Annotated in this window: 9 protein-coding genes; 3 read left to right on the top strand and 6 right to left on the bottom strand. The window is 52.3% G+C overall.

What is annotated here, in order from left to right:
- Window positions 1–936: 936 nt before the first annotated feature.
- From ACN0V1_RS13885 to ACN0V1_RS13860, 6 genes are all read right to left on the bottom strand, one after another.
- The gene (locus tag ACN0V1_RS13885) at window positions 937–1,581 is read right to left on the bottom strand and encodes a GntR family transcriptional regulator (protein WP_417545555.1); all 645 of its coding nucleotides are present in this window, start codon (window positions 1,579–1,581) and stop codon (window positions 937–939) included.
- Between the two features lie 68 nt (window positions 1,582–1,649).
- Window positions 1,650–2,636, bottom strand: a complete 987-nt coding sequence (locus ACN0V1_RS13880; RefSeq protein ID WP_417545554.1) for a TRAP transporter substrate-binding protein — start codon at window positions 2,634–2,636, stop codon at window positions 1,650–1,652.
- Between the two features lie 34 nt (window positions 2,637–2,670).
- Window positions 2,671–3,960, bottom strand: coding sequence for a TRAP transporter large permease (locus ACN0V1_RS13875; RefSeq protein ID WP_417545553.1), 1,290 nt, complete (start codon window positions 3,958–3,960; stop codon window positions 2,671–2,673).
- The gene (locus tag ACN0V1_RS13870) at window positions 3,957–4,472 is read right to left on the bottom strand and encodes a TRAP transporter small permease subunit (RefSeq protein ID WP_417545552.1); all 516 of its coding nucleotides are present in this window, start codon (window positions 4,470–4,472) and stop codon (window positions 3,957–3,959) included. The genes ACN0V1_RS13875 and ACN0V1_RS13870 overlap by 4 nt, the downstream gene beginning before the upstream one ends.
- Before the next feature lie 36 nt (window positions 4,473–4,508).
- Window positions 4,509–6,023 (bottom strand): AMP-binding protein, encoded by a 1,515-nt coding sequence (locus tag ACN0V1_RS13865; RefSeq protein ID WP_417545551.1) that lies wholly within the window; start codon window positions 6,021–6,023, stop codon window positions 4,509–4,511.
- Window positions 6,023–7,126 carry a hypothetical protein gene (locus ACN0V1_RS13860; RefSeq protein WP_417545550.1) on the bottom strand — a complete coding sequence of 368 codons (1,104 nt, stop codon included), beginning with the start codon at window positions 7,124–7,126 and terminating at the stop codon, window positions 6,023–6,025. The genes ACN0V1_RS13865 and ACN0V1_RS13860 overlap by 1 nt, the downstream gene beginning before the upstream one ends.
- 1,476 nt (window positions 7,127–8,602) lie before the next feature.
- Between ACN0V1_RS13860 and pgi the strand changes: the two genes are divergently transcribed.
- The 3 genes from pgi to glgB all read left to right on the top strand — a co-directional run bounded on the left by pgi (window position 8,603) and on the right by glgB (window position 14,664).
- Complete coding sequence (gene pgi / locus ACN0V1_RS13855) at window positions 8,603–10,201, top strand: glucose-6-phosphate isomerase (protein ID WP_417545549.1); 1,599 nt, start codon at window positions 8,603–8,605, stop codon at window positions 10,199–10,201.
- Between the two features lie 135 nt (window positions 10,202–10,336).
- Entirely contained in the window at window positions 10,337–12,445 is a 2,109-nt protein-coding gene (gene malQ, locus ACN0V1_RS13850) for a 4-alpha-glucanotransferase (protein WP_417545548.1), read from the top strand.
- Window positions 12,442–14,664 (top strand): 1,4-alpha-glucan branching protein GlgB, encoded by a 2,223-nt coding sequence (gene glgB, locus ACN0V1_RS13845; protein WP_417545547.1) that lies wholly within the window; start codon window positions 12,442–12,444, stop codon window positions 14,662–14,664. Before malQ ends, glgB begins: the two co-directional genes overlap by 4 nt.
- Window position 14,665 lies beyond the last annotated feature (1 nt).

Genomic DNA, 14,665 nt, shown 5'->3' with positions numbered 1-14,665 from the left:
CCTTCATCTCGTGCCAGAGCGGCTACGGTCATGCTGTGGGGCGGCGATAACTTTGCCAGCACTGCGGCTTTACGTTCATCGGAATAACGAGGCACTATCAACACCTGAACCGCCCAACTGGTTAAAAATTAAGTAGTGCCAACTATCCTGCCAGAGGGGGATGGTGTCGAGCGGTAATTGCGAATCTCTCAAAATGGAATTTGGGATCAACGTGAAGTTGGCATGCAACTTTTCTTTCTTGATAGCCATTACTGCGGTACCTGAAGTTTTGGATTTGTAAATAGGGCGGCTCCCTGGCTCCAATGCCAAAGATGCTCCCAATGCACAGTGACCAAATTACTCAGTTACAAGCGGTTCGATTGACAACACGCAGACGTAAAAATGGTTCCGTAATGCGTGACAAAAATAAAGAACAATGTATCCGAACGAGGAGAAAGAACGACTCGCGCCGATAGGGCGCGGGGGTAACCAGTCGAGGTGTACGAAATCGTACATACGGTAACCTACTGTGCGTACATTGAACTCTGAGAAAGGTTATCGGCGTGGGTCATTCGCCATGTCGTTTTTCTTGATAGCGTGAGTACAGGCACCATCCAGTTAGTATGGCTCCTCCTATGATGCCGATGGCCATTGCGCTTAACACTCCGGTTTCGATGCTCACCTAGATTAATCCTCGATCGATCTGTGGTTGTGATTCCGTTAAGCCCCTGCTCACTACCGTTGTCGTGACATGGCTGGCAGAGTCACATTGATGAGGCCACTATTATTCTGCACAGACTGATTGTCGAGCAGGCTTATCGAACGGTTTCCGGACAAAAATGCAGAAACAGCAATCGCTTTCACCTAACCCAGTCGTATCTCCGACAGCTCCCCAGGACGAGTAGACCGGCCGGAAACACTCATTGGTGAAGCAAACTCAAAAACACAAGCCAAAACTCAAGAAAACACTTTGCCCAATGAGGCAATAAAAGGGGTGAATTCACTACGGCTCATGTCCAGATGATGGAACATCAAATCCGCCGCCAGTTTTTCATTCCGCTGCATGATCGCCTCTGCAATAACGACGTGCTCTTGCGCAGATTCGGTGGTCATCCCTGCAACACGGTGGATCTGTCGGCGATAAGGGGCTACTTTTCTCCGCGCACTGTAGACCGTGCTCACTAACTCATCGTTGCCCGACATCTGGTACATCAGTTCGTGGAACTGCATGTTTGATTCCGAGTACTCTTCAACACCCGTTGCTGCACCCTCGATGGTGAACTTCGCCAGGGTCAGTAGCTTATGCTTGTCTTCGACGCTACCAGAACGCGCAGCCAAGCGTGCGCAGGACGACTCTAATGCGGCCAGGATCTCCAGGAGCGACAGCACATAGCTGAGGCTAACCTCCTTAACGAAAACCCCCCGTCGCTCACGGTACTCTACTAATCCGCCGCTTTGCAGCCGGGCCAGGATCTCCCTGATCGGGGTCCGAGAAACACCAAACTCTGCTGCGAGGGTTCGCTCGTTCAGCCGATCACCGGAAACATAGAAGCGGTCCAGAAGTCGCTCTTCCAAGATTTTCTGTATTTGATCTCTGTCCAACGGAAACTCCATTCCCTCAAAGCGAGAATATGCCCCTTGGGCTAAATCCCAAGGGGCATAAAATGTGACTACTTATTGTATTCGTTAAAGATCTCGACCAACAGATCTGCATCTTTGCCGTAGGATTTGGAAAACTCGCTCAAGTACTTCGCAGACAGTGCGTTAATACGTTGCTCGTCTTCGCTATTCAACTCGATCACGGACTTGGACTGTGCTTCCACCAGGCCAGCAAGGCGTTTGGATTCCTCTGCAAAGTTGTCTGCGGACCAGTCGATGGTTTTCTGAACGCCCTCCTCAATCGCCTGACGCTCAGACTCATCCAAACGATTCCATTTGCGCAGGTTCATCACCAGGGCATAGGGAGTACGGACGATGGAGCGATCCAAACGAGCCGGCGCAACCGCCGCTAAACCCAAGTTGGCGTAGGAGGAGTTGGTGGTGATTACACCGTCAACGCCGCCGGTTTGAAGCTGCAGGAACTGCTCAGCCGCGCTCATGAAAACCACAGAGGCACCAAGGTCTTGCAGTGCCGGATCGGTGTATCCGCCCACACCTCGAATCCGCTTGCCGGAGAAGCCCTTGAGGCCCTCAACCTGGTTGGACATGAACACGGTGGTGTCGCCGGAGGAGTTTATAAAACCCAGGAGTTTGACCTGTGATCTTTCAAACTGCTTATCCAGGATTTCGAGGACGCGCGGGTCGTTGGCAAATTCCAGCAGCTTGGCATCGGTCATCGACTTGGGCGGGAAGGGGGTCGTGAAGATCCGCATCAGATCCACACTGCCGACCGCGTAGCCGCCAAACAGGCTATAGACATCCACCGTTCCCCTGGCCGTGGCCATAAATCCGTCCCGGCCTTTAACAAGGGATTCGGAGGGGAATACCTTCACATCGAAAGCCTTGGAGTCGAGGGAGTCTGCAAAGTATTGCGCCGTTTTTCCGCGGAAATCTTCTGCCGGGAAATAGTGGCCTAGCCGAATAACTTCCTTCGCGTTAGCCGAGACAGAGATGGCCGAAGCCAGCAGTACGAGTGAGAAAAGTTTACCTAGAGTCATTAGTTAATCCTCATTGTTTTTGTAGATCGATCACTTAATAAAACGCTGTCAGCGACGGGAACACTGATAGAACGACGATCGCTGAAGCGTACAGAACGATGAACGGGATGGTGCCTCGGATAACCTGGGACAAGGTTAGCCCGGCAACACTATCTCGTACAACGTAAAGGCATAGGCCGACTGGCGGCGTTATCACTGCAAAGCACATGTTCACCATGATCACGACACCTAGCCAGATGGGGTCAAAGCCGTAGGCAAGCATTGCCGGAAAGATAATCGGCACGGCAATGATCACCAGGGAGATGGCATCGAGCAGCATGCCCAGGAAGAAAAGCATCACCATCACGATGATGAAGAAGGTCCACTTGTTGAGTTCCGCCGAGATAACCATTTCCGCAACGTGCTGGGGTACTTGGGCATTGCTTAGGGCATAGCTGAAGACCATGGCGAAGGCCAGGATAGCCAGCAGCATGCAGTTGGTCCTAGTGGATTTAACCAGCGCCACCGAGAGGGTTTTAAGGGACAGTGAGCCTTTCATCACTGAAATCACGAGGGCACCGAACACGCCGATAGCGGCTGCTTCTGTGGGGGTAGCAATGCCGTTATAGATACTGCCAATCACTACAATAATCAGGAAGATAACCGGACCAGCAAGGGCCAGAGATTTGCCAAAGCTCAGGTCCTTGCGCTCGTCAGCGGTCGAATCGACACGCACGAAACCCGGCTTCTTGCGCTCCTTCAGTGAGACAAACGCAACGTACGCGCACATCATCAATACGATGACGATTCCGGGCATCAGAGCACCCGAGAACAGGTCGGCAATCGAGGTTTCGGTAACAACGCCGTACATGATCAACGGCAGGCTAGGTGGGATGATCATGCCTAAGCCACTGGACGCGGCTACCGTCCCCGAAGACATCTCATTGCTGTAGTTACGCTTCATCATCTCGGGAATGGCTACGCTACCGATCACTGCTGCAACACCGACAGCGGTTCCGCTGACCGCGCCAAAGATGGCTCCGGCAACGATGGTGCTGATGGCCAGCCCACCTGGCAGCCAGCCAAACCACTTATCCACACTCCGGAAAAGATCCTTGCCGACGCCCGAACTGTTGATGATCTCGCTCATCAATACAAACAAGGGAATCGCGACCAAAACGAACTCGGAGACGGTTCCCCAGATGATGTCAGACACAGCAAGCGAAGCACTAAAGCCTCCGATATAAACTATGCCCAGCAACGCTGAGATCCCCAAAGAAAATGCTACTGGCGTGCCCAGCGCGAGCAAGATCAGCAGGGATGCGATAACAATTAGAACCATCATGCCTGTGTTCCTTGTCTTGCACGGCAAACACCGCAGATGTTACGAACGAGCAACCTGATGGCCTCGAGGGCCAGAACGGCAGCGCCAATCGGCATGAACATTTGGGGAATAAAGAGTGGCATTGCCAGAGTGGTCGATGACCGCCAATTGAGCTGGTATGACAGTAGTGCCATATCGTAGGTGGCGTAGCCGACCACGAGCGCGAGACCCAGAACCAGCACATCAATCAGTGCCAGCAACGCAAACTTGGGCGCGCCGGAGAGCATGTCGAGAAAAATCGACATGCTCACGTGACCACCTTCCCGGTACACCCTGCCAGCGGCAAGGAACAGGATGGATGCCACCAGATAGCCGGAAACCTCGGACACCCAGACAGAGGAGGTACTGAACAAAAAGCGGTTGGCGACTTCCCAGATAATCGCCATGACAAGGAAGACCGTCACCAGCAGGGAGAGCTGGAAACTTAAGTCTCCAACTTTACCTACCGCCTTATCTATTGTTTTTATAATCATAAAAACCTCGTTATTGTTTGCGTGTTATCGGAGGCATCACTTAAAGAGTTCAGCGTTATCCGTCCTTAACTGGGCCTTAACAACTTTGCCCATGGCGTTGCGCGGCAACTCATCAACCACTTTTACGGCTTTCGGCACTTTGTAACTGGCAAGGTCTTCTTTGCAGAAGCTGATGACTGTTTCAGAGATCTGCTCGGTAGGAGCGTCCAACACCACCACGGCGACAACGGCTTCGCCAAAGTCAGGATGGGGCACGCCGATAACGGCCGATTCTTTTACACCCGGCACGGTGTCGATAACCAATTCCACTTCTTTGGGATACACGTTGTAGCCACCGGAGATGACGAGGTCCTTACCGCGGCCCACAATATAGAGGTAACCTTCGTCGTCCAGCCGTCCAAGATCACCGGTTTTAAACCAGCCATCACCGGTGAACTCTTCGGCGGTCTTCTCGGGCTTGTTCCAGTAGCCCTTCATCACTGCCGGTCCCTTGATCTCGATCCCGCCCACTTCTCCAATCGTGGCCACGGATCCATCTTCAGCTGTCACCCGGACTTCAACGCCTTTGATCGGCAGACCAACCGAGCCGATCTTGCGTTCTTTGTCGTAAGGGTTACTGGTGATGATTGCGGATTCTGTCATGCCGTAGCGTTCAAGGATCACGTGGCCGGTCCGCTCCAGGAACTGCTGGCTGGATTCCTCAAGCAATGGTGCAGAACCGGAGATGAACAGGCGCACCGAGCGGGTAACGTCTCTATCAAATCCGGGGGTGGACAACAGGCGAGTATAGAAGGTGGGTACGCCCATCATCACGGTGCTTTCCGGCAGCTTTTCCAGCACCTTATTGGCATCGAACTTCTCTAGGAAAATCATTTTGCTCTGCGACAGGAGCACGCAGTGGGTCGAGATAAACAAACCATGGGCGTGGAATATGGGCAGAGCATGGAGAAGTACGTCGGAGGACGTAAACTTCCAGCCGTCTGTGAGTGATTGGCCGTTCGACGCGAGGTTGTCATGGGTGAGCATCGCGCCCTTGGGCTGGCCGGTGGTTCCTGAGGTGTAAATAATAATGGCGACATCAGAGCTCGTTCGCTCCACTGGCGCAGCCTCAGACTCACAAGCCACTTCGGTGGACAGCAGGGCGCAATGGCCGGCCTCGTCAAAAATTGCTGAGCCAAACTTAACATGGGCCTCAATCGCTTTCTGGTTGTCGTTGGCGCTGGCCTCGGAGCAAAAAATTACCGCAGGCTTGCTGTCGCTCAGGAAATATTCAATTTCCCGGGCTTTATAGGCTGTGTTCAAAGGCACAAAGATGGCGCCGGCCCGTAAAGTGGCCAGGTACAGGAAGAATCCTTGCTGGCTTTTATGGATCTGGGCAGCAACCCGGTCACCCGGCTGGACGCCAAGCAGCCGAAGGTTTTCGGCAAACCTTGCGGTTATTTCCAGTAGGTCGTTGTAGGAGTACTCCTCCCCGGACTGGTTCACCAGGAAAGGCTTTGCACCGGCTTGAATGGCGGATTCAAGGATTTTATTAAAGAAGTTCTTGTTCATTATTGATGTCCTTCGATTCGATCAATTATTTTCAGCTCAATGAGCTCAATTTCTTTTTTCCGGGCCGTTGCCGATGTGACAATTTGATCGACAATTCCATAAGGCAAAGCCTGCACACCTACACCTGAGGCCGCCGTGACCTCTGTTACCGCGGCAGCGAGCGCTATGTAGAGCCCCCCCGAAACATCCTTGGCAAAGTGACAGGTGATCTGGCAGCCCTCTTTTTGCTTGCGGTAGATGGTTTCAGACACCGTAAAGAGCCAATAACTTTGGTATGCGTTTTCGTCAGCGGCATCGAGGCTGTGACAGAGCCATTCACAGGTAATTACCAGCTCTACCGAGCTATCCCATTTAGCCACCGCCAAGATAAGTGCCAGGAGATCGTTGATATGGGGCGGCTGAGTGTCTATGCAGCTAATGCCGGATTGGCTTACCTGTACTCGGGAGGAGGCGAAAAGCAGATTCGACGCTTTCACCAGCTCTGCTCCCCCAGGCGCGGAATCCCGGTTCGAGAGCGCCTGATGCAGGTGCTCCTTAACGTCGTCCAAGCTCTCCGCCCACACACCGAAAGCGTCGTTTCGAGCACGGCTTTTTGCGGCAATGATCGCGCGGATGTCGTGGGGTTGATTTTCAGGCTGCCCCTCCAGTACCCGGGGGCCTGTCATGGAAACGCGGGTGGCTTCGCTGTAAATGCGTGTGTGTCCGCTCATTGCCAGCAGGCTGGCGCCGCCAAATACGTTTTTGCCCATTAACACTACGATGCGGTGACCTTCGGACCGGAAGGCAAGGGCAGCGTTCAAAAGCTTTCGGAATGAGGCCTGAATCCCATCCCCCTCGTTGAGCCGTGCACCAGAAGAGTTCAGGTATAGAACAACTGGCCAGTGCTTTTCAGCGGCGTAGGCGAAAGCGGAGCAGATCAGGTCAATCTCGACTGCGCCGAGCGCGCCTTTATTGGGAGTATCTTCAGACTGCACAAGGACTACAGGCTGCTCAAGGAAGCGCGTGGACCAGGTAGTCACGGAAAGCCCGGTACCCTCAAGGTGGGGTGCCAGCGAATCCAGGCGTGCAATATGCTCACCAACAAACTGTTGCATGAGATCCATGGTATTTCCTTTTTATTATTTGGTATACCAAATGAGACCATTGGTACCCCAAGTGTTAATATTAGACCTTAGTCTAGGTCCATGGAGTGCGGTTGGGTCGCCGTAAGGAGAGGAAGGTGTAAAAAGCCTTGTTGCAGTTGCACCGCTGATTGAAGTTTTCCGTTTATTGCGGTTGAGGAAAGCCTTAAAATACTGTCCGAGATTAGTTGATCACTACATCTTTTAAGATGGTTAACATCCACTTGTTGGCATGAGACATGTAAGTCTCGTTAAAAATAGTAATGTTCGGAGGTGGGAGGTACAGCGGTTCTCGAGCCCATTTCTTTTTGGGTAATCCATTTCCTATTTTTCTGAAAAAATTGTATATTATGGCTGGTTTACTTTTATACAAAACAATATGTTAGAAGCTTTGTCAGCGCGAAGCTAAATATACAGATAATTATCTAAATACATGAATTTAATGATAAATATTTAATAATATCCGACGGTCTTGAAAACCGCCGTACGTTGGTAGCGTACCCGGGGTTCGAATCCCTGGCCCACCGCCATTTTTTCTTTAAGTACAGGCAGTCTTTAAGTACAGGCAGTTGAGAGATCTTCTCTAAGCTGTGAGCATGCCTCTAAAATTCTTGTACATTCTATATAATATAGAGTTGTATATTATAATTCTGACTTTTCCGATTCCACGGCTTAATTAGTCACAGTTTTCTTTTCCCTCAAATAACCATCCGTTGTGCGCTTGTCATCGTGCAAAAGGTTTGCTGTAGCATCGCCGCCCGCGGCATCCACGTCAGTTGCGTGTTTAGCCCTCAAGTCGTGCTCGGTAAACCGCTCACCAGATTTGTGCTTTCAAGCGCTCGGGTCATCACAGCAGATCGCCAGCGATTCTGAAACGCGCTGTCACTCAGCGGTTTTCCGACGCGGTCATATACCATCGGTAAACCTTGTTCGCCAGCGGCGCAACACCATCGATGCTGAGCGATTGGCTTTGAGAGCCGAGGTTAACCGGCTGTTCATCAAATGGATCGGAGCATGAGCCGTCGAGGAAATTGCTGGGATACTCCAATAGAAAGGCTGTTCCGGAGCCTTAAACCGAGGGGTTAGCGTTCGCCCAGAAGGTACTCGCGCACCTTGCGCGAGTACACCAGATTGTTGGAGTTCAGCAGCTCAAAAGCGCCCGCCATTTGGCCGCCATCGAAAGCCTCCCTCACAAACCTTGAAAACCTTCCTGGCAAACCATGCAGCCGATCTGGCCTCCGTGGATTTCTTCACTGTACCCGCGGATACATTCCGGATCAGGTATGTATGTGCCATTCTGAATCCCTATATCGAGAGCATAGTTGGCAGCATCCGGTGGGCGTATCAGTCCCAAGTCAGTTGGAACATTGTTTTTCGACGCCCTGCAGTTGTTGATGTGTTTGCTATACTGAAAAGCACAGTGGCTGGCTTGTTTAGCAAATTATGGAAGGCGCAGATATGACCACACTGGATTACAATTTAGCAGAACTGGAATCTTGGACGAGATTGCACGAGTTGGCGAAGAGTGTCCGCAATACTAGAATCTCGGATCTGCTTGCCAAGGATCCCGGAAGAACGGGTAGATATAGCCAGGAAGCTGCTGGGCTTTTCCTTGATTATTCCAAGAACCTTGTCACCGATGAGGTGATGAAATACCTGTTGCAAATTGTGGACGAATCCCCGCTTTATGCCCGCCGTGACAATCTGTTCCAAGGGGCAAATATCAACACCACGGAGGGGCGCCCGGTTTTACACTGCGCACTAAGGGCGAGTCCTGCGCAGTTGTCCAAAGACGGGCTCGATGACATTAGCGAAAAAATCACCGAACAAAAAAAACGAATCAGGCAGTTTAGTGACCAGATTCGTTCCGGCAGTTGGTTGGGTTCGACGGGAAAGCCCATTACCGATATTGTAAATATCGGTATTGGTGGGTCGGATCTTGGGCCAAAACTTGCCTGCGAAGCCCTAAAGGAATTTGCACACGAGCGGATCCATTGCCATTTCGTCTCCAATGTCGATGGTGAGTCGATCAACAGTACGTTGAAATCACTGGACGCGCAGACGACGCTGGTTATTATTTCCAGTAAGACATTTACTACTCAGGAAACGTTGCTGAACGCAAAAGCCGCAGCCAGTTGGTTTGAGAACCAACTTAAGATAACGAATGTTTATCAGTCTCCTCACTTTATCGGTGTGACGACGTCACCGAAAGAAGCGGCAAAGCTGGGAATCAACGAGAGTAATATTCTTGAATTCTGGGATTGGGTTGGCGGTAGATATTCTCTTTGGTCAACCATCGGCTTGTCGATCGCGATCTCCATTGGTTACGAGAACTTCGCGCAAATGCTCGACGGCGCCCAACAGATGGATATTCATTTCCGGGAGTCACCTGCTGCTGACAATATGCCCATCATTCTGGGGGTATTGGGCATCTGGTATGGGAATTTTTTAAATGCGGAAAGCCACGCAGTCATTCCCTACTGTGAACGGCTGTTTAACTTACCGTCCTATATACAGCAGCTTGATATGGAGAGTAACGGTAAGAGCGTGACATTGGATGGCAGGCAGGTGAGTTACTCCACTGGGCCTGTTATTTGGGGGCAGCCGGGCACCGAAGCGCAACACAGTTTCTTTCAGCTTCTACACCAGGGCACCCACGTCATCCCCGTGGACTTTATCGGGTTGCTGGGCGATGACCTCAGCTCACCTGAACATCACCGGATATTGCTGGTGAACATGTTCGCCCAATCTGCTGCCCTGATGCTAGGGAAGCAGGATTCGGAACGCCGCCCTTATCGGAACTATGAGGGAAACAAACCCTCAAACACGCTGCTTATGGATAAGCTGACACCCAGCACGTTCGGTGCGCTGTTGGCGCTTTACGAACATAAAGTGTTTGTTCAGGGTTGTCTGTGGAACATCAATTCGTTCGACCAATGGGGTGTCGAACTGGGCAAGGAGCTGGCCCGGAACATGTTAGACGCAGAATCTGGAACGGCTGAACTGGATCCTTCAACCAGAGGATTGCTGGACAGACTCAATGCGTTCCAGTCTTGAGATTGCCGCATCTGAATCTGATCTGATTACATTCAAGGTTTGGTCTCTGCAGTATTCACGGCTCCTAAGGTGCAATTGGATGCTGGCACAAGAGGGTCGCCACCAGTTCAACACTGGCGAATACTGGAACAGGCAATGAATAACCTGGAAAAACTGTTCTATTTTAGAGGCGTATCCGCAGATTATCTCAACTACTCCGCGGAGCGAATAGTTGTTCCTCACGAGACTAGAGTCAAACTTCTGGAGGCGGTTGGATACGATGTAACAAATGATGAAGCTGTCGCGCAGGCCGTGTATGAATTGGACGCACTGCCCTGGAAGAGCTGGCTTAAAACGTTCAATATTTTGCGTTCCGGGGAATCGGAATATGTCGACATTCGAGTACACCCAGAGGAGAGATCGACATCAATTTCCTATCAGATCACCACAGAAGCGGGTGAACTACTCGAAGGCGAGCTGACGCCTGCGGAATTACCCGAAGTTGGCGAATACTATATTGACGGTATTCGTTACCGTGCTCACCGATACCCTCTCGCAGGTCTGCCGCTTGGTTATCATCAGATCGTACTGTCGAACGCCTCTCGAAAGGAGCAGGCTGTCCTGGCTGCTGTTCCGCCGAAGTGTTTCGAGATCGGCAACGGTCATTCAGACCGCTTGTGGGGAATCAATTGTCAGCTTTATACACTGCGTTCCGAACGCAATTGGGGCATTGGCGATTTCAGTGACTTAATGGAGTTGATCGCCAGCAGTGCCAGCGTTGGCATGGATGTAGTGGCGCTGAATCCGCTGCATGCGCTCGATATGTCCGCAGAGGATTTCTCCAGTCCTTACAGCCCCTCCGACCGCTGTTTTCTCAATCCACTGTATTTGGACCCGGAACGGATTCCGGAGTTTTGGGAATGTCAGACAGTAATCTCGCAGTTTCGCAGCCCCGCCTGCCAGAAAAAACTGGCAGCTTTACGGGGCCTGACACACGTCGACTACCGGGGTGTGGCCGAGCTCAAGTACCCGGTTTACGAAGCGCTGTTTCAGCACTTTGTTGCGCAGGAGATAGAGCGGCGTACGGAGCGGGCGCAAGCGTTCGATCTTTTTGTGCAGCAGCGCGATGATCCACTGACAAGATTTACTCAGCACGAATCCCGGCACGATCTTCAATCCCTCGGTGTGAGCCGCGCCACTTCGACTGATCCACGTTTTCACCAATACCTGCAATGGCTTGCCCGGCAGCAGTTGCAGCAGTGCCAAACCCTCGCGCTGGAGTGTGGCATGAGCGTGGGTCTGATGGGTGACCTGGCTGTGGGTGCAGTTAAAGAAGGAGCGGAAGTTCAGGGCAACGCCGAGCTGTTTTGTGACGCGGCTACGATTGGTGCGCCGCCGGACCCCTTCGCACCGCAAGGTCAAAACTGGAATTTGCCCGCCCCGGATCCAATTGCGTTACAGCGAGATAACTACCGGCACTTTATAGAACTGCTGGCGGCCAATATGTCCTGCGTCGGTGCAATCCGCATCGATCATGTCATGGGGTTGTTGCGTTTGTGGTGGTGTCTGCCCGGGCTCGCTGGAGGCGCCTATGTGTACTATCCTTTTGAAGATTTGTTAGCGATTTTATGTCTGGAGAGCCACCGCAACGATTGTCTGGTAATTGGTGAGGATCTGGGTGTTGTGCCACAGGAGCTGCGCTCCAGAATGGCGGCGACCGCTGTTTACGGCAACAAGGTCTTTTATTTTGAGACAACCCACGATCGACAGTTCAAACCACCGCAAGATCACCAGGTTGACGCTATGTTAATGGTGACCAACCATGACGTTGCAACTCTGGCGGGTTGGTGGAACCTGGCAGATTTGAGCCTGCGCGGTGCAATGGGTTTAGTGGACACGGTCAATGAGCTACCCGATCTGTTACGACAGCGAAGAGCAGATAAAACCAGACTGTTATCTTGGCTGCATGCGCAGGAGTTGTTGCCTGAGAGTTGGCTTACTGACAATGCGCAATCCAGAGATGAACAGCCCTTCGATATCAGCTTGTGCGGAGCCATCCTCAGGGCTTGCGCGCGCAGCCGATCGCGGATAATGCTGTTCCAGCTGGATGACCTGCAGCTGCTGGAAGCGCCGGTAAATATACCGGGAACCCACCGAGAGTATCCCAACTGGCGCAGAAAGCAGGCGATTGAGACCAAGGCTCTGTTTAAAGACTCCCAAATCCTGGCGCTGTTGGCGTCTACCTATCGGGAAAGAAAGCAATGAACAGCCGAGCGATTAGCCTGTTAAACAACGAGGAAATTGATGCGATTCTTACGGCGCGCTGTGACGATGTATTCTCGAGACTGGGAATGCATGAGCATCCCACCGGGAAGGGGCTCATTGCCAGAGTATTCCTGCCCGGCGCCGCCGGTGTTGATGTCATAGCCAGTAAGGATAATAAAAAGGTAGCGTCTCTCGCGTTGGTCGATGAGGTCGGCCTTTTTGAAGGACCACTGGGACGCAGGCGGAAACCCTTTGCCTACCACCTCAGAGTCGATTTTGGAAACGACACTGTGGTAATGGAAGACCCGTACCGATTTCCGTCGCTGTTGAACGATGACGACGTGTATCTGTTCGGTGAAGGTACGCAGGAGCGACTGTACCAATGGATGGGAGCGCACCCCAGGCAGATTGATGGCGTGGACGGAACGTCATTTGTAATATGGGCGCCCGACGCGGGACGCGTTTCGGTCGTGGGCGACTTTAATGGCTGGGACGGACGTCGTCACGTCATGCGCAAACATCCGGCATCGGGCCTGTGGGAAATATTTCTCCCGGGTGTTAGTCAGGGTCAGGTCTATAAATTTGAGATCGCAACCCGCAGCGGTGAAATTCTACCGCTAAAAGCGGACCCTTTGGCGTATGCCATGCAGGGCTCACCGAATACAGCATCCATAATACCCGCAACCCAGCCCTACAAGTGGCAGGATGATTCCTGGATGGACGCTCGAAAAACCACCAGTAATCACTATCGCCAAGCGGTTTCGATCTACGAGGTACATCTTGGGTCCTGGCGGCGCAGTGTCGAACGAGGCGGTGAGTATGTGTCTTATCGGGAACTGGCTGAACAGCTCGTACCCTATGTTATTGATCTGGGGTTTACCCATATTCAACTGATGCCAGTGTCGGAATATCCCTTTGATGGTTCCTGGGGATACCAGCCGATAGGTTTATACGCCCCGACCAGTCGTTTTGGTACTCCGGACGATTTCAGGTTTTTTGTTGATCGTTGCCACCGCGAGGGAATCGCAGTACTGGTAGATTGGGTCCCGGGGCATTTCCCTACGGATGAACACGGTATTGGCCGCCTGGACGGCAGCTGCGCGTACGAACACGAAGATATCCGCAAGGGGTTTCATCCCGACTGGAACACCCTGATCTACAACTATGGTCGGGGCGAAGTGGTCAGCTATTTATTGAGCAACGCAATGTATTGGCTGGAACAGTTCCATATCGACGGATTGCGAGTCGACGCGGTCGCCTCTATGTTGTATCTGGATTACAGCCGCGAAGAAGGCGAGTGGCTCCCCAATGTACACGGCGGGCGCGAAAATCTGGAGGCGATCGAATTTCTCAAACAGGTGAATAGCCGTGTTTACTTCAATCACCCTGGGGGCATGATGATAGCCGAGGAGTCAACCGCCTGGCCCGGAGTCTCACGGCCCATTGAGCAAGGTGGCCTGGGCTTCGGCTTTAAATGGAATATGGGGTGGATGAACGACTCTTTACGTTACATGGAACGGGACCCGGTTCACCGCCAATACCATCATCACGAAATGACCTTTAGCCTGGCCTACAGCTTCAGCGAAAATTTTATACTGCCCCTGAGCCACGACGAGGTGGTTCACGGCAAGGGTTCGCTACTGCATAAAATGCCTGGTGACGACTGGCAGAAATTTGCGAATCTGCGCGCCTTTTATGGTTTTATGTGGACCCATCCCGGCAAGAAGCTTCTGTTTATGGGCGGCGAGTTCGCTCAGCGTCAGGAGTGGAACCACGACCAGAGTCTGGACTGGCATCTGCTCGACGACCCCATGCACAGTGGCGTGCGTAATCTGATTCGGGATTTGAATCACGTGTATCGGGAGCTGCCTGCGCTGCATGAGCTGGACTGTGATGGCCGTGGGTTTGAGTGGGTTGAATCTGAAAATGCCCAGCAGTCAGTGCTGGTTTATTTGCGCAAGGACGAGGCGGGTGCGGCACCGGTGCTGGTGGTCGTCAATCTGACACCGACGGTCTACTCAGACTATAAGTTAGGCGTGCCGTTATCTGGTCATTATCGGGAGCGACTCAATACTGACAGCCAACATTATGGCGGCAGCAACATAGGCAATAGGGGTAGCTTGTTGGCTGTTGACGAAGCTTGTCATGGCCAGCCCTGCCATCTGACGGCCAGCATTCCGCCGCTGGCGACGGTTATTTTCAGTTGGCAGGCTCCTTGAA

It is taken from the genome of Marinobacter sp. (genome assembly GCF_048266785.1).
GTDB lineage: Bacteria > Pseudomonadota > Gammaproteobacteria > Pseudomonadales > Oleiphilaceae > Marinobacter.
The sequence above is the reverse complement of the archived record's forward strand: the minus strand, read 5'-3'. Positions and strand labels throughout refer to the sequence as shown.